Origin of the sequence: Oculatella sp. FACHB-28, from assembly GCF_014696015.1 — a bacterium.
GTDB lineage: Bacteria > Cyanobacteriota > Cyanobacteriia > Elainellales > Elainellaceae > JAAUTN01.
On sequence record NZ_JACJPJ010000108.1, the window covers coordinates 17,594 to 38,578 of the forward strand.

Sequence of the window (20,985 nt, forward strand, 5' to 3'; positions counted from 1 at the left end):
AGGAAAAGTAATGCTGTCAGGGGAAGAACTAAAGCAGTGGATTAACCACTTGAGTCTACCAGAAATAGGTCGTGAACTTTTAAAGGAAATACTTTCTTCTGAGCCAGTACGAAGAGTAGGAGGTGGAGCCAATAACACTTATGGCTTCTACTCTAGTACAAAGATGGGTAGGACTATCGCATTTGAATCTGGTAAGGTTGAGCAACCAGGTTTAGAACAATTTTACGAATATAACAATGAAGTTTTAGGATACCTCGATCAACCATATCGATTCACACTCAAATATCTGTCAAGAGATAGCAGGGTCGTTACAACTGGGTACGTTCCAGATTACTGTGTCTTCTACAAAGACTTTATTGCAATTGACGAATGGAAACCTGAAAAGAGACTAGTAGAACTATCAGAGCAGCAACCCAACCGCTATTATCGGGATGAAAATGGCCAATGGCGAAGTCTGCCTGCTGAGGAGGTTATACAACAATATGGTTTTCGTTTCAGGATTCGCACAGATACTGAAATTAACTGGGTTAAAGTCAGCAATATTAGATGCCTTCGGGCCTACCTTAATCTCGGTAGAAAATATCAAGTTGATGAGCGGATTGAGAAGAGTATTACTGCGATTGTGGCTTCCCATCCTGAAGGGATTTTTCTCAGTCAATTGCGCCAGGAGATAAGCGAGGCAACAATTGATGACATCTATGCTCTTATTGCAGAAAACGTGATTTGGGTTAACCAGGATGCAGTTTCTCTGACAGATAATCAGGATCAAGTGAGGATCTTCTCAAATCAGCAAGTTGCTGAGGCGTGTGTATTGATACAACAGACTCAAGTTCATTCATTAGAAAATGCGTTGCAAGTTGTAGATATTGTTGAAGGAACTACTTTTTACTGGAACGGAAAGTTACGAAAGATTCTTCATGTTGGCGAAGGCTTAATTTATATACAAGGTGACAGTAATTTAATTCGTCTCAGTTATGCTAATTTCAATGCGTTAGTTCAACAAGGAGACGTTGTCTACCCCAAAGTTCTTAAGGAAGAAGGTTTTTCGGATAAAGTCCGAGACACCTTGTTGACAGCAAGTCCTACAGATTTAAAAGAAGCAAATCGACGTTACTGGATAATTGCTCCTAGATTACACGGACAGCCTGTACATGGAAATACGGCTGATCGCACAATCAGGTTTTGGCTAGCGAATTACCGGGATGCTGAAGCAAAATACGGTTGTGGCTTTATTGGGTTAATTCCTCAGAAGAATCCAGGCAACCATTACTCCCGTTACTCGCAAGAAATATGGGATTTTGTTGACAAGATTATTAAAGCAGAATACGAGACAGGTACACAACCAACTAGGATCGCAGCTTATGGTGTATTACTAGCTGAATGGAGTAGGGAGAAAGAGGAGGGTAGAATAGCAGGAGATCCTCCAAGTTATCAAGCTTTCTGTGAGCGAGTAAAAAATCGTCCAATTCATCAAAAAACTCTAGCAAGACAAGGAAAGCGTGCTGCTTATCAAGTAGCATCTACCTATTGGGAACTAGATTATAAAACTCCACGACATGGTAGTCGCCCATTTGAGATCTGCCACATCGATCACACTGAAGAAGACATTGAGGTAGTTTGTCCGCGCACTGCGCGTAATCTTGGTAGACCTTGGACTACTGTTTTGATTGACGCTTATAGCCGTCGAATTCTTGCAGTGTGGATGTCCTTTGATCCGCCTAGCTATCGTAGCTGCATGATGGTACTGAGAATCTGTGTGCTACGTTTTAACCGTTTTCCAGAAGCTATCCTTGTTGATAATGGAAAGGAGTTTCAAAGCACCTATTTTGATACATTGTTAGCTGCATGTGAATGCCACAAGGAACATCGTCCTGCAGGAAGTCCTCGGTTTGGTTCGATAATCGAACGCTTTTTCGGCACAAGCCATACTCAATTCTTTTACAACTTAAGAGCTAATACTCAAATTACCAAGCACGTTCGCTGGGTAACAAAATCAAATGATCCTAAGCGGCAAGCTATTTGGAATCTAGGCGAGCTTTACGAACACTATGCTTCTGGATATTGCTATGGGTTTTATGATAACGAAAAAACTCATCCAGCACTTGGTCAAACTCCTCGAGAAGCGTTTGACCAAGCCTTACTACATACTGGTAGTCGCCCACACCAACTCACTAATTACAACGAAGCATTTATCATGTTAACGCTTCCATCAACTAGAAAAGGCACAGCCAAAGTTCAGATTAGCCGTGGTATTAAAATCAATGGTTTTTGGTACACCGCTAAAGATGGTTCCTTTAATCATCAAGGTGTCGAAGGTAAGCAGGTTCCCGTTCGGTACAATCCTTTTGACTTAGGTGAGGCTTTTGCCTTTGTTGGGGGACTATGGGTACATTGCATCTCCGAACATTATTCAACACTTCGGGGACGTACAGAAAAAGAATTACAAATTTACAGCGTTGAGAAACGCCAAGAACGGCGCAAATATGGGCAAGAACTATCAGATCTTGCTAAAGGAAATGCACTTCGTTTCTTATCGTCAGATCGACCAACTGAAAAGCAAGCCTTACAGCGCCAACGAGATTTGTCTGCACTGGATGTACAACAACATATTAATGGAAGTTATTTTTCTCCATCTTCCAGTCAAGTTATAAGCTTGCAACTACCAACGGATGATAGTTGTGATGATATGAATGATCCAATACTTGAATCTACCGATGAAAATGCTAGTGGAATTGATGTTACTAGTATTGAACCTTACGAGGATGATGCTTTATGGCAAATGTAGATCGTCCATTATCAGAGGATTTACTTCTCAGTTCCAACTCCGAAAAATTGGAATATTTCCGAAAAAAGGTCTTTGCCCCTCATCGAAATATCAACAACGCGCTTAAGCAACTTTTGGAATGTGTTGTTGAGCCTGCCGGAACTTCCTTATTTCTTGTTTTTGGATGCACAGGTTCTGGTAAATCGACTTTGCAGCATCAGCTTCATAAGAGGCTGAACGAACAGTTTAAAGCAGAAGTTTTAAGTAATCCCGGACGAATTATAGTAGCTGGAACAGAAGTTCGTGAAGAACCAGGTAAATTCAACTATAAAGATTATTATATTCGCGGCTTAGAAGCATTGAGTGAAGTGCTTATCCAGTACAAGATTTTATATCCATCCCTAATAGGAGAAAATTCTAAGCCAATTAGTGACACTTCAAATGGAGATTCTGCTGCCTACCGACGAGCTTTAGAGAAAGCATTAAAGAACCGAGAATTAATTGCTTTTACTTTGGATGAAGCACAGCACCTTCTTATGGCAGCAGGTGCTGCTCAAATGCTACGTCAGTTCAATTGGATGAAATCTATTGCTAATCTTAGTGAAACAACTCATGTCCTATTTGGTACTTATGAGTTGCTTAACTGTCGCACTTGGAATGGACAAACAGGAAGGCGTAGTGAAGATATTCATCTTGCAAGATATCTTCCCGATAAGAAAGAAGATTACACCGAGCTTATTCGGGTAATTCAAACTTTCCTCCGACACATGCCTTTGCATGAAGAATCTGATCTTGAGAAGCACTACGACTATCTGTGTGAGTACTGTCTCGGATGTGTTGGGGTTCTTAAGGATTGGCTACATCGTTCGCTAAGAATCGCTTTAAATGACAACGCAAAAACTTTGTTGGTGAAGCACTTAAAGAAAGGGGAGCTTTCTGTGACTCGGCGCAATCAAATACGTGAGGAAGCAGAGCGGGGGGAACAGATTCTGCGAAACGAGTTATTAGGGGAACGAAAACCGGCAGCAAATCCTTCGGATAGCGAACAACTTCAATCCAATAAATCAAAGCAAGGTAACCCCCGACCTGGTCAACGTAAGCCGAAGCGGGACCCCGTAGGTGAGTCGGAGCAGTCTAGCACTGCACAATCCTGATTTAATTGAACTTAGATACATTACGAAACATTAATTGAGGGCATAGATATGTTGGAATTATGGGATTTAAACCAGCCTACTATTCCTTCGCGTAGTACCTTGTATCATCTTGATTTAGCTAGTATTGGGACAGCTAGTGTTGAAAGTTTAACAGGGTATATTACTCGCTTAGCGGAATCCCATAGTGTATATCCAGGGGTTTTGATGGAGAGAGAAATCGCCCCACTTGTGGCAAAACAATATGCAGGTGCAAATTTACATACAATCTATAGCCATACTTGTGCATTAAACGGTACGGGCGTGATGGCATCTGATTTGGTTCAAGCCTTAAACAAACTTACAGGGCATAATAGGCTTCATCTGTTGACCATGTTGTCTTGGTCTAAAGTGCTTCCATCAAGAGCACTAATGCGCTCCACTAGAGCTTGGTGTCCAAAATGTTATGAAGAGCAACGTGTTAATGGTTATGAAATATATGAACCTTTACTGTGGACATTAAACGTAGTAAAGATTTGTCCCATTCATCAGCAACTATTGTGCAGTAGATGTCCCCATTGCCATGAGTCTAATCTTCCTCTTACTTGGCGATCGCGAACAGGGCATTGCTTCAAATGCGAAAAATGGTTGGGAAGCTCGTCTCCCTCATCCTCGGAATGCAAAGATTTAGCAGAAACTGAATTAGAGTGGCTTGTCTGGGCGGCAAATGCTGTTGGAGAACTAATTGCGGCAGCTCCCGTGTTAGAGAACGAGATCTCTAAAGAGAGAGTAGCTCATGGTTTAAGCAATTGTGCAAAACACTTTAGCGAAGGTAATATAGCCAAATTTTCCCGATTGATCCAGACCCCCACAAATACTGTGTGGCTCTGGTGCAACGGAAAGAATTTGCCTCAATTAGATGCTCTCGTAAGGCTATGCTTTTGTTTGAGAATTTCAGTTCTTGAACTGCTTACGCAAGATGTAATTAAAATAACTGACAGTTCCGTGAGACTTCTACCCAAAAGTTGCCAGCAGAGGAAGCATAGAGCTGCTATCAAATTAGTTAACCATGAACAGGTTCGTTCTCAACTAGAAAAAGTTCTCCTAGACCACAAACTTCCACCACCGTCGCTCGAAGCAACAGCAAGGGATTTAGGTTACCATCGGGAAACTCTTAACCGAAACTTTAAAGATTTATGTCGCGCCATTTCTACCCAGTATGACCAATATGAGCGGGTTCGTTATCTAAACTCTGTCGATAAGTGTTGTGAGGAAGTAAGACAGGTAGTTCTCCGACTTAACAGTCAAAGTGTCTATCCTTCAGAGGCTCGCGTATCTGAACATCTTACTAAGCCAGGTCATCTCAGACATAAAAAGGTTCGTGGGGTTTTACAAGAAACACGAAAAAGTCTTGGTTTGAAGAAATAGAAGGCTGGTTCTAAATTTAGAAGAGCCTACTGACTCTCGTTGATTGATAATAAGGCATCCCTTTGCCGCTTAGTATTTAAGGCATCCTTTTGCCGCTCCGGCAAAAGGATGCCTTAAATCACATTTAACGTGCGAATGTACACTTCAAAAAAAATGGAGCTAAGGGAACTCGAATCCCTGACCCCTGCAATGCCATTGCAGTGCTCTACCAGCTGAGCTATAGCCCCATACTGCGCTTTTTGGGCTTCGCTGCTTCTAAGCTTTTTAACTTACTAGTCACTTACTAGTCAGCTTAGAAGGGTAGCCGTTGCGCGTCTCTTATTCTAGCTGAAGAAGTCAAAAATAGGAATCTTTGACTAGTAAGCTGTATCTTACTAGTCAAACTAATGAACTGTCGTATAAATTCAGGGTTCTTTTTTGCTGCTCCTAAAAGATTTTCTTATATTGAAAGCGTCAACTATAAATGCAGCTTAAGCCAATTTCTGATCAGCTGTTCGACCGGATTGGGTCAACGTCCTAGTCAACTTACCTCTTCAGGAGGGCTCCTCTGTAGCTGAAGTAGCTGCATTAACAAGCAACCAAAATAGAACAAAAGTACTATTCTAATCATAGTCTGATTAACTAGAAGTCTGCTGAATACCTCTACAAACAAAGATTCCTGTAAATCTCACATTGACCAGAGCAACTTTATAGGATCTATACAGTTTCTGCCGCTGATCAGGATTTTGAATGGGTACGCTGTATGAAGAAGCTAAAGATCCATTCTCAAGAGAGATGAATGAGCTTTAGCTAAAGTAGGAATGCTTATCTAGATCTGTCCTAGCGGTATTAGTCAAAGTTCTACTATGGAAAACTCAAAAGACGCTTACTTTGAGAAGATTCTTGCTAATGCCGCCCATCTAGTTGAGACAGAGAATATAGATGCAGCTAACATTCTTAAGCAATGCTCTTTAGAAATAGAGATTATAGAGCGCACAGACCATCCTTTTGGGAGGGATATCTGGGGCGTAAAGATTACTGCTCCTCGTGAGGCTTTCAAAATTCTTAGTAACGAAGAAAACTGTATTACAAATGTAGTCTATGATGCTTTCAAGATAATTACAGACGCAGAGAAAGTTGAACTGAAGGGCATTGAGGTTGTACCAAGATTACACGATCCTGATCCTGATTGGAGATACAAGACAGTAGACATTTCAAGCTCAGATGAGCAGCTGCTTGCAAGTACGATTCATTATCTTCTTCAAGGGGGTGAGGAAGATAGGTATGTAGCAGGTTTATTGAAGGACTGTATTCTTACTACTGAAGAGCGGTTGGAAGACGACAGATTTAGAATGGAGCCATCTTTAGTACTAGAAATTGAACTCAGATGTCCGCGCCAAACTTACCATATCTTTTCTGATAAGGAATGTAATTATTTAAGCGTTGTGCAATCGGCAGTTGAAGTCTTAGTCGATAAAAGATATCTAGACACCCTCAAAGTGTTCATTACCAGAGCCGAGCTAGTTCAAATTAAGCCTGGATGGAGAGATGAGCTAATTATAGAACAGGCTATCAAACAAGAAGAAGTAGAAGTTGTACCGTTCTTGAGCTTTATAGATGTCCTCAGATCTCAGCAGCGGGACTTTATAGAAAGATTGCAGACCAATCCAGCTAATCTACTGCAATCTAATATTATGGGTTTTCACAGTGAGGTTACGCTGATCTCAAGTGAAAACCCAAAGAGGCTAAGAGATTTCTGCTGGAAGATGACTGACAAATTTAAGAGATCATCTTCTCCTAATCAAAAGTTATTCATAGAAAACTTAAAAGGAAAGCTAGGTGAAGAAGCTTTCTCTGCTCGTATAGGAAGTCTAGTTACTGAAGTTGACTATGAACAGAGAGTAGGAGGAGATGGAAAGGTTGATTTCAGACTAAAAGCTAATCCAGCAGTTGGTATACAGGTGAAGGCTCGAAATGGAGAGGCTGACACCATAGAATGGTTTATTAGTGAAGAAGAAGTTTTAGAAAATGCTATTGTAGTTTGCTTTTTAATTCAAGAAGAGGTGGATGAGGCCCAACCTGAATATCGGATTATCACAGCTGGCTTCCTTCCAACTAATTTGATCAAAGCAAGTGATCTGCCCCAGCGTTTTAATAAGACGTGTATTTCAATGGAGAACCTGTTGTATGGGGGAGGGCTTCGTAGCTATCTAGAGTTCCTTGAGATTGAAAACCAGTATTTGATATCAAAGTCTAAGCAGGAACCGCAAACTGAGAGTGAGCGACAGCACCTAGATAAGATTTGGCAGCAGGTGCTAGATTTGATTCAACCACCAAGTACACGAATGCTGATGAGACAACAAGGTGAATTACTTAAGCTAGATGATTATGGTGTGAGAATCTTTATACAAAAAGGGTGGTCAAAGACTGCTCAAGATAGGGTGGCTTTGATTGAGGCTGCATTTGAAAAAGTACTTCAACGTAAAGTAAAAGTAGAGATAGTTCCGTCAAAAGAGTCCTCTGAAAATACTTCAAACTTACCAACAAAGCAGACAATAGAGTTTGCTGAATATAAGGATATTCCTTTCTAGTTAAGTTGACTAGGATTTAAGAATAGTTTCTTCTGCTACAAACTATTCTTCATCTTCCCTGTAATAGAGTGCTTGAACTGCAAAATCACCTTCTAACAATCTCTATGATGGAAGGTGGTAAGGAACTGTTTCCATAGGACGATACTTTAAGAATTTCCTTAGGACAAAGATTAAAGCTAACAATTGTTGGGATAGAATTCATAATCTGATTAGGCTCTAACAACTCTTCAATCTCAAGTTTTTGCTCGGATAGTTTGATAGGTTTCTTCTTGAAGGGAAGGAAGGCATAGAGAGAGAGTTTATAATATCCCTTCCTAAGAGTAAATCCTAGATGATCAGGAAAGAACGTGTAGTGTCTAGTCATACTCTCACCTGCCTTGATGAAAGTAGATATGGGTATATTTGGACTAAATACTAAGAGGTCTTGTCCTAAGATGTTGCCTTCCTGCCAAGCATAGAATATCTCAGATTCTTGACTATTATAACTAGTCAGTTCAATGTAGAAGGAGTCAACTACTCCTGCACGACTTCCAGTATTTCCAATGGTGAAAGCGAGGTTAATAATAAGGGTGTTACTTTCGGGTAGAAGCCCAAAAACAATCCACCGTGGAGGTGGGCTAACGTACTTTGGTCCACGCAGAATGTTCCAATAAGCTGTGAAGAGAGATATTAAAAGAGAAGTTCCTGAAATTAAGCTTGTAATAACAAGTTGTGTATTCATTGGATCTGTAAGTACCTTCACGTATACAGGGTACCCATTCTAATCTTTGAAACACAAATGGCGGTCGCAATAACTGAGTAATGACTAAGCCAGCTCCAGCAGACGATGGCAAGCTACTCAGATTTGGGAAAGCTAAGTAAGTTTAACTAGAGTGTCTGATTAAGGGCTTATGCTTGAAGAGTTTGTCGGATTAGGGGAATGGTGGCTTCCTAGTCAACCAGAAGTAAAGCTGCAGGGTAGGCTGAACTTTATTCCCGGTAAGGAGGTGACTTTAGAATTAAACGGCTCCTTCTACAATTCAATTTTTGAAGAGGCAGGTCAACCAGGAGAACCTATCCCAGCAGGTCAAGTAGCAGATATTTGGGACGAAACTAGGGGAGTTGCCTTAAAGTTTATCCGACCTGAGGAGATTATCATTCTAGGTACGCTTGATAACAACGAAGATGTCACTTTATATAAGTGCTTCGGACGTGTTAAGAACGTAAAGCTTATTGGAGGTAAATCTGTTCTTTCATTTAGAGCTAGATATATTTTTAGAAAAATTCATTTCCAGAATGAAGAGGATGTGCGGTTTAAGTCAATTTCTAGTCGATATTTTCATTTGGAGCAATGGGTTGGTATATCTGGGGTACGACCTTTCCGGTCTCCAGATGACAACACAGTCTGGATTAGCTATAAACCACCTTCTGATATTCAATTAGCTCAAATCGATGGATTAGATCTATCAGTTACCTTTTCTAAGACATACTTTAATCCCCTCCCCTTAGCACTTGGCGCAACCTATTACGAAGGAAGTGTTGAGCAGATAAATTATTTGACAATATATAACCCTGAGGGTAAACCAATAGACGAATCTATTAACTTACTAACACACTTCCGCGATCTACTGAGCTTTGCAATGTCAAAGTCAATTCCCATTGTGTCAGTTAGCGGAATAGTAGATGTTCCTAAACCAAAATGCTCAAGACAAGCTGATGGAATGTATCTTGAAGAAGAGGAAACTCAAGAAGCTGAAGTCACAATATTATTCGGACTTTGGAACAACATAAAATCTTCTGGTGACACATTCGATCCTTACGATATGCTATTTTTGTTTGACGATACAGATGGTAAATTGGGTGAAATTCTTCAGAAATGGATTGAGAAAAAAACAGATGAATATAAACCTGTTTTTGATCTATTGCTGGACACAATGTATCATTCCAGCCTTTATCTATACCACAGCTTTCTAAATACAATTCAGGCCCTAGAGGCATACTGCAACAGTAAAAAATCAAAGAGACATTACAAACTCAAGTTAGAAGAAATAATTGAGAAAAATCTGAAGGGTATTTCACATCTATTGCCTGAGAATTTCATAGGTGATCTAGAAGACAGAAAAGAATTCTCTAAAAGAGCTTCTTATACTCGTAATGCACTAACACACTACGATAATGAAAGGTATGAAAAAGCGGCTAAAGGTAAAGAGCTTTTTAGCTTTCTCATACCTTGAACGTAACTCTTAGAGTATGTTTACTACAAGAGTTAGGCTTCCCAGATGATTCTATTAAGAGTTTAATATCTAGAAACAGAGATTACCAGAAGGAGTGGAAGCCAACTTCTAGCTAGGCTGGATGGATTGGTAAGTCTGAATGTATTAATCAAAAGTTCTGTAAGTCGTTGGTAGAATTATGCGCTTAACTACGTATGGCTCAATGGTAGGAATAGCTCGTGAGAACTTAGATTTAGCTTTGAAGTGCCAAGAAACAGTAGATACATTGTGTAAAACTTTAGAGAATTTGAAAGGGGATGATGCAAGCTGTTTTTACAGTCAAAAGTTAGCTCCTGTTGAAAATAAACTTAGCAATTATTGTGTAGTCACTATAGTTTTCTCAGCTTTAGCTGTAGAAGGCTACATCTACGATTATGCTGCAAGGAAATTGACAGATAACTTTGTCGAAGAACATATTGATAAATTAAAAGTCATCAGTAAATATATCGTAGTCACAAAACTAGTTACTGGAAAGGATTTTCCAAAGGACGGGAAAGCATATCAAATGCTAAAGCAACTTATCAGCAATAGAAACTATATTGTTCATAGTAAATCTGCAAACTTAATGAAGCCTGACGCTGAGGCAGAACTAGCTAAGCTAACCAAGGAAGATTTATTAAAAGATTTACCGGCATTGCTTTACAGTAAAAAAGCAAATGATATGCGAACTTTCGAGGACTCTCTTTTAAAGAATGCTCAAGAGGCGATCATAGCTTTAGACGAGTTAGCAGTTGTTATGAAGGATTTAGATCCAGATGAACATATGGCTGCTCATCTGTCGAGGAATTCTGACCTTTAGCGCTGAGCATAGTGCAAACCTTATCTAGCTTCTCAAGCATTAGTAGGCTTACAGAATTACTTAGACTGATCCGGGTTATATCAAACCAATCTAGCAACTCTTTATACAAATTAGAACTAGTGAAAAGACTTGAGTAAGGAGACTGGGATCGGGAAACACTGAGGATAAGATAGCTCCGTCCCCTTCCCCTCTAGGTTTTACTATGGATGGTCGAACAGTAAAGCAGTTATTCCTACTTTGTTTATTGATTGTGATGTGGTTTGGGGGTTGTAACATTCTAAACGGTTTCTCTACCTACACAGAAGAGGGTTATGGAGGAGAGGTCTACGTTTATGAAGATCCAGTCACATCAGAAGAAACAGTAGCTGGTATATTCATCAAGGCATTTCTGATTACTGCTACGGGTTGGATTCTGTCAGCTCTGGACAAATAATAGAGAGCTAATTCAACGAGAGAATCAGGGGCTCTCTGCTCAAATTTACTGGCGATCACATCTATCCTCAGACAGATGACATCTGACCGATTACAGCCTCAAAACCTTAAGAAAAAGCGTTGACTGGAATTCCGGGTAACGCCTTTTACTTATAATTGGCTCGTACCTGAAAGTCTCTACCTATGAAGCTAGAAATAGAAGCTGCATCCGTCCAAGAATTAGCTGTAGCACTGAACACTGTCTTGAGTAAGCTTTTGATTGAGGATGAATATCTCAAGAACTATAGGGAAGGAGATAAAGTACTTCCTTATGAAACAGATATAGGGGCAGCTCACTGTAACCTAGAGCTTACAGGAGATGAATTTACTGATGTATGGGCTCAACACGTTGTTATGAGTAGAGCTTTGCAGCGTGTAAATAGAGCGTTAGATCCAGAAGATATGCGTAGTCCTATGGAAGAGGTTGAGGATACTCCTGAGGCAAAGAAGTTTTATAAGGTAAAGCAGCTTAAGGAGTCCTTTGACCTCTCAGGGGATAGGCGTACTCTACAAGATGCTTTGATAGATAATCTAGCGCTTAACTTCTAGGACTCATTGGCGATCGCAGTTGGTCAATCAAGAATACTAAGCTAATATAGCCCTGTGTTTTTAGTTGATGACTCTGCGATCGCTAATCTCATTATCAGTAGATAAGATTGACATTTTAAACGTTTGTTAAAAATGGGAGTAGCTGAAAAGCATATGGGGTAAGGCTTAGAGTACTATTCTATATAATAATATATCTCCCCTTGATTAGTTGGTTCCTTGGGTCTGTGACTTAGTGGGTTGTAGATAGTGGGTTGTAGATAGTGGGTTGTAGATAGCGGGTTGTAGATAGTGGGTTGTAGATAGTTGGTTGTAGATAGTGGGTTGGGTTTAGTTAAAAAAAATTATAAAAAATAAAAAAAGGGGGTCAACTTCTCAGCCAGCCCCTTCAGTTAATTGAATCAGTTGAGGGTCTTATCTTTCTTCCCACTACCGCCCGAAGGGCGCATATCCTAAGCGAAGCATTCACCAGACTTTAAACTCTAACTGAGCCTTACAAGCTGCACCTAATCTGTTGATCAGGTTCTCAACTTCAGTGGGCTCTACTTCTAAATTCAAACCATCGTACTGAAAGGTGAGAATATTCTCAGTGATGTGGTTAGCGATCAGATCTTGAATGTAATATTGTTCCTGTCCTTGCGCTAGATGAGCTAGTAGATTGCTACCTAATTTGGTTGAGGCTAGTAATTTCTTCGTTAGTTTTCCTTTGCCCATTTCAGCAGCTTCTTTATAAATGGAGTAACCATAGCCTAATGCATTCTTAATCACACGAGGCCCTCTACCTTTGATGATCTTCTCAACAGTGTATTGCTGTAACCATTCCTCTCTAGCTTTTACAAGGGGCTCAAGCAGACCACTTAGGCACTCATCAACCACTTCTTTAGTAACTCTAAATCTCAGACCTTGATTACGAGCTTCTTTGTTTGCTAAGTAAGGTAGGTTATTTATCTCAGCCCCATAGCAGAATGCATACACGATTATCTTTTTAACTCTTTTATCAAGGTTAGGATCGCCAATAGAAGGCCAAACGCTACCATCTCTATCTAATATTTCCTTGATCTTAGCCTTGAGTTCAGGTAGTTCTAAAATGTCGCAGAGGATCAGTAGCTGGCAGCACTTTAGATCCAGCTCAACTCTGACATTGCTCTCCTTCACTGGTAGAACAAACTCTTTTCTAAACCAGCTAGGCATTTGAATACATCCACCAACCGTATGCATCCTACCTGCTTCTTGTAGATGGAATGATTCGTGGAACTGAGGTCCACTTGTATGAGTATTGGTAAAGTTAAGTGCAGCGTTTAAGCTTTCTACCTGTTCATCTGTAAGTTTATGATCCTCAAATAACTCCTGCTTCTTTTCACTTCTATATAAATCTAAATTAAATCTCCACTGACTTGCCTGTAATTTGTCAACTGTTGTAATAGACCAAGGATGCAATCTATCAGCGTGTTCAAAACCATATCCTCTAGGTTTAGGTGCTAGTAGATATTCAAGTTCTGACTCATCTTCGGGCATAGCAGGTGTTTCAACGAAATAAAGTAAATTATGTTGTGCCATACGGTAGTATCTTGCAAATTCTCTATCAATACCAAATTTTCTACATTTACCTTTACTGAATGGAGAAACTAAAATTAGATCGCCCAATTCATCAATACAATTCTTAGTTACTTCAGCCATATACTTTGCTACTAGGTTATTCCCAGGCTTATATACCGTATGAAAGTACGGAGTCATATGACTAAATAAAAGTTCTACTGGAATCTCTGTTAGAGCCCAACCGTAGTCAACTAAATTCCCATCACTAACAGCCATTACAGCACTAATATAAGCTGTCTGCTGTTCTGTTAAATCACGTCCTACCTTTGCGTAAGCTGCCTCTTTAATACACTTACCTCTGGGCCCATAATATATTTTATTCTGGTAAAGCGAAACCTGTTTCTCGAACGTTTTAGGATCTAATTTATTTAGTTTCATTTTTTAATGATTGAAGTATAGAGGTTTTTATAAGGTTGATTGATTTAAGAAATGGGGGAAGGGAGTCAATCACTCTCCCTTTTCAGTTGCGCTACCTATCCCCCGTATAATTTCAATATCTCAGAAACACAATGCGTATAGTAGGCAATCATTTAGCTCTATTTCTCTGTAGATATTCTCGTAAAGCTGCACGAACTACATCTGAGAAAGCTAACTCTTGTTGGACTGCGATCGCCTGTAGTTCCTCTCTAACAGATGGATCAATAAGTACGGTTATGCTTTGTTTAGCCATTGCTCTATTTAGCTTTAAAAATTAGGTAATGGTGAGATATAAGTAATTCTCTTATGCTCCCTACTAATATACTTTGTCCAATAATTGATGGCCAGTAGTAGTAACCGTAAAAGAAAAAGGGGAGTGACCCCTTCATTTAACCAGCTAGGCTTCAAGATCAGCAGGGGCAGTTAACTGTGCGAATTGAATTTCTAGCCCACACTTCAAGTGTTACCTGAGAATAAGAACTCAGCGATCATCGCTAGCATCTCTTCAGTAGGTTCTCTACCTGTTAGTAATGCCACCTGTTTTACAAACTCAGACTTATCGATATAAGCCTCTACAAGACCTCCTTTAATTACAACAAACTTACACATTTGAACATCTCTAACTAAGCTTGTAGGGTCATCCAGCCCTAGCTCAGAAGCTTTTAGAGTTACCTTGAGCAGCCCATTTTTATTGGTCATAATGATCCTTTTATTGATTTGCCTTGAGCGATCGCTCAATAAAAAAAGGACTGATTAATTAGTGCCTACTTTTCTCTTGTCACTTCTGAGATCATATAAATAATCGAGTTAATACATATAAAAAATGATTATTCAGAATCCCTATAACGCTTTCGTTAACGCTATTGAAGAACCCAAAGTTATCCCGACATCTTATGTTGACTTAGAAGATTTAGAAGAAGTGTTAGATGTATTCTTCCAAGGCACTCTCGATGATGTAGAGCTCGAATGCGATAAATTCCATTTACCCGTTTCCCAATGGTTTCCTAACAGCCTTATGGGTCAGGTAGATAGTGAGATGCTGATCAATTGCTCTAACGAATTACCTCTTAGAGAACAAGCAGCTATCACCTATTCATTTACCTTTGATCCAGAAGTTAAGGTTCAACTCTTACATTTCTGGGCTTATTCCAATGAAGACAGTAGCTTTGAAGAATGGGTGGAAGAAGTTTACGATGTAGCGCTAAACAATCTAGCGATCGCTGTAAAGTCTAAACTCTAATCCCTCAACTCTAAGGAATTTGACAACCCGTACCTTTTCACTTTCCAACAGTGATGTTGAAAACTAAGGAGCCTTAACCAGGCTCCTTCTTTATCTCTAGAATGCTTTAAACAAATAACCTCTAAGACAGGCAAACCCTTACTTATAAGTCAATCTATGGTTTCCCCAACTCACTTACAACTGAATAATGAAAAGCAACAGCAAAAGAGGTCGCAATTACAAAAATGCCGAAGCTACATTACATAGAGCCTTCCAACAGTGGCTTCAAGGAAAGGGGCTACGAGATATATCTACCTTATTTTCTATACCCTCTACTACTCTGTCTTATTCGTTTCGTAGATTATATGGAAGAGATTATAAGGCGCTAAAGAATACTAACGGCATCCTTCCTATTATTCAAGAACATCTAGCTAACCCAAAGCTATCCTCCTCCCAAAGAAGATCGATTGAGCAGTGGAAAGATACTCAGCTAAAAGAAATATTATTGAACGATTTAAATAACAAAACCACTCGTTTACTTACTGCTAAAGAAGAGAATCAACTAACCTTTAAAGAAACCTCTCACACCGATAAAGATTGGCGTGACGTTCTTTAATTGCACAAAACCTAAATATAGGTACCCCAATATAAAGAGCCATTAACCTAGCTCTTTTTTTATGGACAAAAAAGAATCAATCAGTCATAGAAAGCTTACTGATACAGAAACAGCTTTCCTCTTACTACTAGCAGCATCCAGACCTAATCTAATTCAACCTCAAGTAAGCTCCTTACTACAGGAACGCTACGGCAGAACTATTTCTTCTCACGGTTGGATGACCTTTAAGGAACGAAACGCTGACAAGATAGAAGAACTACGTAACTCTACTACTTCTCAGATCGATGCAGCCTTCTCCTGTGGGCTAATTACTCTATCTAATCCTCTTAATAGACTCAAGCAACTAGAAGATTTAGTTGCCGCTAATACTGAAGGCTATCAACAAGAAGTTGCCACAAAAGACGGCAGTATCTTCAACATTACTAGAAAAGATCATAGAGTAGCTCTTCAAGCTCTTAAACAGATTAAAGAAGAACTAACTGAGCTTGGTATTAAAGAGGAACCAGAAGATCTGTCCCTAACCATCTCACTTGCCCAGTCACCAGAACAAGAGGATGTCTCTGAACTATTAGAGCAAGAGGGAATTAGTTTGGAGGATTTGTAAATGCTCCTATCTCTACATCCCTCTCAACTTAAGATATTCAATGATCCAGCCTCCGTTAAAGTTATTTGTTCTGGTAGGGGTTTTGGTAAGACTGTTCTCACACTCAGTAGTGCCATAAGTTATTGCTTAAGTTGGAAAGGTACTATCAACCCATTAGCACCTCAGACTGCTGTATTAGCGGCCCCTACTATGAAGATGGCTAGGAGCTTACATTGGATTCCCTTACTTAATGTCCTAGAAGATAGTCCTCTGGTATCTGATATCAATAAAACCGACTTCAGAATTAAATGGAAGGCTAAGAATAAACCTGATTTAGTAGTTCGCGGAATGGAAGGTCCTGAGAAACTAAGAGGACTTAACCTTATCTATGCTTCTCTGGATGAGTTCCAAGATGCTCCTCCGGTGATCATAGACGACATTATTTGGCCTGCCCTAGCACGTAACCACAGCTACCAAGTCTTAATTACAGGGACACCTGATGGTCAAGGCTCTTACTTCCATAGCTTCTGTGAAAAGGCTAATTCATTAAAGGATTGGGTCTACTTCAATGAGCCGACCAAGAATAACCCCTTCTTTCCAGTAAAAGAGTTAATCAAAGCTAGGAAGGTACTACCTCCAACTACTTATGCAGTAGAGTTTCAAGCCTCTTGGGTTACTCCAGCAGGCCAAATCTATGATCAGTTCGACAAGTCGAAGCACGTAGTTAAACCCATCCCTCAGTTCCAACATACCTATATTGGATGTGACTGGGGTTCTACTAATCCAGCTCTTGTTGTAATAGGTTTAACCAAAGACTTGAAGTACTACATCATTGATTACTGGTGGAATAAGTCAGGAGTCCCTATTCCTATAGAAGATTTGGTTAATGAAGCAGCTAGATTAGCTGGTAAATATAATGTCTGGAAAACCTTTGGGCCAGATGATATGCCCTCTAATGTAACTACATTCAAGAGAGCGGGAGCCAAACTAAAAATTAAAGGTTTATTTCAAACTGAACAGGTATCTAGAACCAAACCAGGACTAATGCCTGGTAATGCAATAGTAAACAACCTTTTCTATAACGATCGTCTTTTCATTAGCGCCCATCTGACTGATCTAATAGATGATTTTCACTCTTACCACAGAGCAAAGGACAGCTTTACTGGAGCCACCATCGATAAAGAAGCACCTAATCAGAGGCAACACTCCTGCTCTGCCGCTAGATACTGTCTGACCACTATCGAAACTCACGATAATTTAGCTTATAAGTAACAAAATATGATTCAATATCCCACTTCCATTAGCTTAAAAGCTTTGGAATCAGTCCACCCTGAGTATGCAGAACTACTTGAAACTCTTAAGGACATTGATCTCCTTAGTACAGGTGGTCATAAACTCAAAAAACACCTTACTAGGTTCATCAAGCAACGTCCTGGAGAAGAAGGCCCTTTATATCAACAAAGGTTATCCAAGTTCACCTACGCGAATGTCCTTTCCAACGTTATCAAACAGCAGTCCTCTAAATTAACTAATAGTCCCCTAAGTGTAGAGTACCCTGAATCAGATGATGCCTTCTGGTCTAAAGTGAGAGAAGACCTCAACCTAGCTGGTAAGACGGAAAAGCAGCTGATCGCTGAACTATATTCCCATCTAGTTAGATTCAAGAAGGTCTTCCTGCACGTAGACAAACCTAAGACCGCTGTTAAACCTAGAAACAAGCTGGAAGAGACGCAGTTAGGTATTAGACCCTATCTCACTATTTATCCGGCTCTACAAGTAATCAACTGGTCAGAGAGTAATAACTCACTCGACTATATCAAAGTAAGACAAGTTACAGTTGACACTTCCAACCCTCTTTCCCAGCCACTTACTTTAGTAACTTGGACATTTATCGACCCCATTTACATTACCCGTTACCAAGCTACCGTCAAGCTAAGGGAAAATGGCAGCATCTCTCATATGATCGTCAATGGTAAGGAAGAACCTGTAGACGATGAGACTAAGATTCCTCTACTAGAGCAGCCGATCGCACATAACTTCGGTGCTATTCCAGTTCTAAAAGCTGAGATACCAGATGAACTGTGGATAGGAGATCAATTAGCTTCTAAAGCTGAGGAACATCTTAGAACTGATTGCCATAAGTACGATCTTCTAACTCTTGCTTACTTCCAGAGAACCTATAAGCAGGTAGAAAAGGAAGTACCAAACGTTCAGTTTGACGATGATGAACCCTTACCTACTGGTCTACAACACGTTCTTGAACTAGAGAAATTTGAATGGAGTGAACCCCAAGGCACAATCATCACTCATTTAGATACTTCTCTGGAGAAGATTAATCAGCAGATAAAAGATTTAGTCTCTCTAGGTAATATCTCTGCCGACAAAGGTGCAATTCAACAATCAGGACTATCTAAATCATTTGACTTCCTAAATGAAGCAGAAGCTCTTGAGTTCTATGGTCACGCTATAACTGACATCCTTCAAGATCTATTCCAGATCTTTGCTAAAGCAGCTAATGTCGGCACAGATATTAAGGTTAGCGGTCTAAATAACTTTAACGTAGTCACTCCAGAAGTCTTAGTTGCCCTATTAAAAGAGTTATCTTCTTTTAGCTTGGGGACTCTTAAAGCCAACGTTCCAATTACTTTATTGAAGCATCTTTATTCTCAACTATCTCAGAAGCTTATAGCTAATCTTACTCCTGAGCAGAAACAAGTAATGGAGGAGGAGTTAGAAGCTTTAATGATTAGAGTGCGAGAAATTGATGAAGTAGATGAAGCTGCTTAATTGATTTTTTGCACAGTTTCTATTTATAGATAGACTAATTTCTTGAGCTACTGGATAAGCTCTTTGCAAACCCCAGATGACCCTTACCTACAGGGATATTAGTAGGACATCCTAAATATTTTTACAAACAGGAATAAATTAATGACTGAAGATCAAGTTCTTGCTCTTATCTCCACAGCTCTTGCTGCTGCTAAAAGTGAGATTATGAGTGAAGTAACTCGCTCTAACCAAGGACTAGCTGCAAGCCTTTCTAAAGAGATTAAGAAGCTCCATACTCCTCAACCTGCAGTAGAAGAAGATGAAGCTACTAATAGCTCTGGTGAAGGTAAGCTAACCTTAAAAGCTCTTCAACAACAGATTGCCGATCTAACAACTCAACTCGAAGCTAAAGACAAAAAAGCTTTTGAAGCTGAGAAGACTTCTGCGATCGCTTCACTAATAGCTGCATCAGGTACTCAACAAAAATCAACTCTCCAGAAACTATTTGCCCTTCAATACGGTGACTCTATTAAGAAAGAAGGGGATAGCTGGTTTTTTGAAAAAGATGGTACTGCTCAGACATTGGATGCAGTCTTCAAATCCTATCTCGAATCAGAAGAAGGATCTATTTTCTTACCTCCTTCTACTGTAGATGGTTCTGGTTCTAAAGAAACTAAAGCTGTAGTTCCTCCTACAACTCAAGCTTCTGGAGACTCTATTTCTAACGCATTAGTACCCCTTTCTCAATTAGTAATGTCGGGTCAACTTTAACCCAACCAATCTCTAAATAAACACTAAATAAAATAATATGAGTTTACTTACTCCTCAAGGTTCTCTTAGTATTCAAATTGACGCTAAACTAACCGAGCTAGACGTACTTAATATGCCTATGCTCCAGCGTCTACCTAAGTTTCGTACTGCTCAAAAATCTCTCAATTGGAACGTTAACGTTGCTGGTGCTGGTGCTACAGGTGAAGCTGTTACCGCTGACGTATCTACCTACTCCAGTGATCAAATTCGTCCTGCTGCTCTACCTATCGGTGTTCATCGCGTTAGAAGCTCCTTCCAAATCCCTCGTGGATTTATGGCTCAAGCTGCTGCTCACGGTGAAGGCGAACTCCGTAATCTCTTAGCCCTTCATCTCAAAGGTGCCTCTCGTGAGATTATGCAGACTGTTGCTGGCGCTATCTACTCTGGTACTGGTGCTGCTGCTAACGGTGGTATCGTTGGTCTTGGTGCTATCCACGCTACTGCAGTTCTAGATAACAAATCTGTTGATGCTTATGCTGGTATCGACCCTGATGATGCTGGCAATGCTCTCTGGACTAACTACATCAATCCTCTGGATGGTGAATTCACTCCTGATGTAATGTTCGAGACCGCTGAAGAGATTCTAGAAGGTACAGTTACTGGCACCAAAGGTAACTACACTGCTATCTACTGCCGTCCTTCCACTGCAACCAAGTATAAGAAACTCTTTGCTGCTGAAGCTTCCATTCAAACTGCTCCTTATGGAGTTGCTGACCTTGGCTTTAGCTCTTTGAGCTTTGAAGGTCGTCCTGTGATTCAGGACCCTTACTGCCCAGCTGGTTTGATGTACTTTGTAAATGAGTCTGAGATTTCTCTCTACTCCTTCGCTGACCAAGTGACTCTTCAAGCTGAGACTGTACCCGATCAGATCGTAACCATCTACTTGGTACCTATGCCTTCTACCAATCCTGAGATGGTTAACTTTGCTGCGTACCTCAAACCTCAATTGAAGATTGAGCGTAGATCTGCTGTAGCTGTAATCACTGGTATTGCTTAGTAATTAATCTAAGATTCAGTT

General features: G+C 40.0%; 19 protein-coding genes and 1 tRNA gene. 15 read left to right on the plus strand and 5 right to left on the minus strand.

The window, feature by feature from the left end:
• Window positions 1–10: 10 nt before the first annotated feature.
• The 3 genes from H6F88_RS31570 to H6F88_RS31580 are packed head-to-tail and all read left to right on the plus strand — an operon-like array spanning window position 11 to window position 5,322.
• Window positions 11–2,785: a DDE-type integrase/transposase/recombinase gene (locus tag H6F88_RS31570; protein WP_190646790.1), complete on the plus strand. Its 2,775-nt coding sequence runs from the start codon at window positions 11–13 to the stop codon at window positions 2,783–2,785.
• Window positions 2,773–3,918 carry an ATP-binding protein gene (locus H6F88_RS31575; protein WP_190646791.1) on the plus strand — a complete coding sequence of 382 codons (1,146 nt, stop codon included), beginning with the start codon at window positions 2,773–2,775 and terminating at the stop codon, window positions 3,916–3,918. The genes H6F88_RS31570 and H6F88_RS31575 overlap by 13 nt, the downstream gene beginning before the upstream one ends.
• Before the next feature lie 48 nt (window positions 3,919–3,966).
• Window positions 3,967–5,322, plus strand: a complete 1,356-nt coding sequence (locus H6F88_RS31580) for a TniQ family protein (protein WP_190646792.1) — start codon at window positions 3,967–3,969, stop codon at window positions 5,320–5,322.
• Between the two features lie 154 nt (window positions 5,323–5,476).
• On the opposite strand, the gene H6F88_RS31585 is transcribed toward H6F88_RS31580, so the two are convergent.
• Window positions 5,477–5,549: transfer RNA gene (locus H6F88_RS31585), tRNA-Ala, on the minus strand.
• Between the two features lie 618 nt (window positions 5,550–6,167).
• On the opposite strand from H6F88_RS31585, the gene H6F88_RS31590 reads away from it, so the two are divergent.
• Window positions 6,168–7,892, plus strand: a complete 1,725-nt coding sequence (locus tag H6F88_RS31590) for a hypothetical protein (RefSeq protein WP_190646793.1) — start codon at window positions 6,168–6,170, stop codon at window positions 7,890–7,892.
• Between the two features lie 85 nt (window positions 7,893–7,977).
• On the opposite strand, the gene H6F88_RS31595 is transcribed toward H6F88_RS31590, so the two are convergent.
• The gene (locus H6F88_RS31595) at window positions 7,978–8,613 is read right to left on the minus strand and encodes a hypothetical protein (protein ID WP_190646794.1); all 636 of its coding nucleotides are present in this window, start codon (window positions 8,611–8,613) and stop codon (window positions 7,978–7,980) included.
• 169 nt (window positions 8,614–8,782) lie between these two features.
• On the opposite strand from H6F88_RS31595, the gene H6F88_RS31600 reads away from it, so the two are divergent.
• The 4 genes from H6F88_RS31600 (at window position 8,783) to H6F88_RS31615 (ending at window position 11,963) form a co-directional block, all read left to right on the plus strand.
• Window positions 8,783–10,105, plus strand: coding sequence for a HEPN domain-containing protein (locus tag H6F88_RS31600; RefSeq protein ID WP_199333889.1), 1,323 nt, complete (start codon window positions 8,783–8,785; stop codon window positions 10,103–10,105).
• A 178-nt stretch (window positions 10,106–10,283) separates the two neighbouring features.
• The gene (locus tag H6F88_RS31605) at window positions 10,284–10,943 is read left to right on the plus strand and encodes a hypothetical protein (protein WP_190646795.1); all 660 of its coding nucleotides are present in this window, start codon (window positions 10,284–10,286) and stop codon (window positions 10,941–10,943) included.
• 202 nt (window positions 10,944–11,145) lie between these two features.
• A complete protein-coding gene (locus tag H6F88_RS31610; protein ID WP_190646796.1) occupies window positions 11,146–11,376 on the plus strand; it encodes a hypothetical protein in 231 nt (76 codons plus the stop codon).
• Between the two features lie 182 nt (window positions 11,377–11,558).
• Window positions 11,559–11,963, plus strand: a complete 405-nt coding sequence (locus tag H6F88_RS31615) for a hypothetical protein (protein WP_190646797.1) — start codon at window positions 11,559–11,561, stop codon at window positions 11,961–11,963.
• Between the two features lie 462 nt (window positions 11,964–12,425).
• Here the strand turns inward: H6F88_RS31615 and H6F88_RS31620 are convergent, their stop codons facing one another.
• The 3 genes from H6F88_RS31620 to H6F88_RS31630 all read right to left on the minus strand — a co-directional run bounded on the left by H6F88_RS31620 (window position 12,426) and on the right by H6F88_RS31630 (window position 14,672).
• Window positions 12,426–13,934, minus strand: coding sequence for a hypothetical protein (locus tag H6F88_RS31620; RefSeq protein WP_190646798.1), 1,509 nt, complete (start codon window positions 13,932–13,934; stop codon window positions 12,426–12,428).
• A 148-nt stretch (window positions 13,935–14,082) separates the two neighbouring features.
• Window positions 14,083–14,226 (minus strand): hypothetical protein, encoded by a 144-nt coding sequence (locus H6F88_RS31625; protein ID WP_190646799.1) that lies wholly within the window; start codon window positions 14,224–14,226, stop codon window positions 14,083–14,085.
• Between the two features lie 203 nt (window positions 14,227–14,429).
• Complete coding sequence (locus H6F88_RS31630) at window positions 14,430–14,672, minus strand: hypothetical protein (protein WP_190646800.1); 243 nt, start codon at window positions 14,670–14,672, stop codon at window positions 14,430–14,432.
• 124 nt (window positions 14,673–14,796) lie between these two features.
• On the opposite strand from H6F88_RS31630, the gene H6F88_RS31635 reads away from it, so the two are divergent.
• From H6F88_RS31635 to H6F88_RS31665, 7 genes are all read left to right on the plus strand, one after another.
• A complete protein-coding gene (locus tag H6F88_RS31635) occupies window positions 14,797–15,213 on the plus strand; it encodes a hypothetical protein (protein ID WP_190646801.1) in 417 nt (138 codons plus the stop codon).
• A gap of 187 nt (window positions 15,214–15,400) precedes the next feature.
• On the plus strand, window positions 15,401–15,808 hold the full coding sequence (locus H6F88_RS31640) for a hypothetical protein (RefSeq protein ID WP_190646802.1): 408 nt from the start codon (window positions 15,401–15,403) through the stop codon (window positions 15,806–15,808).
• Window positions 15,809–15,869: 61 nt separating this feature from the next.
• Entirely contained in the window at window positions 15,870–16,412 is a 543-nt protein-coding gene (locus H6F88_RS31645) for a hypothetical protein (protein ID WP_190646803.1), read from the plus strand.
• Window positions 16,413–17,663: a hypothetical protein gene (locus H6F88_RS31650; RefSeq protein WP_190646804.1), complete on the plus strand. Its 1,251-nt coding sequence runs from the start codon at window positions 16,413–16,415 to the stop codon at window positions 17,661–17,663. It abuts the gene before it with no gap.
• A gap of 6 nt (window positions 17,664–17,669) precedes the next feature.
• The gene (locus H6F88_RS31655) at window positions 17,670–19,178 is read left to right on the plus strand and encodes a hypothetical protein (RefSeq protein ID WP_190646805.1); all 1,509 of its coding nucleotides are present in this window, start codon (window positions 17,670–17,672) and stop codon (window positions 19,176–19,178) included.
• Window positions 19,179–19,319: 141 nt separating this feature from the next.
• Window positions 19,320–19,928 carry a hypothetical protein gene (locus tag H6F88_RS31660; RefSeq protein ID WP_190646806.1) on the plus strand — a complete coding sequence of 203 codons (609 nt, stop codon included), beginning with the start codon at window positions 19,320–19,322 and terminating at the stop codon, window positions 19,926–19,928.
• 37 nt (window positions 19,929–19,965) lie between these two features.
• Window positions 19,966–20,964, plus strand: coding sequence for a phage major capsid protein (locus H6F88_RS31665; RefSeq protein ID WP_190646807.1), 999 nt, complete (start codon window positions 19,966–19,968; stop codon window positions 20,962–20,964).
• Window positions 20,965–20,985 lie beyond the last annotated feature (21 nt).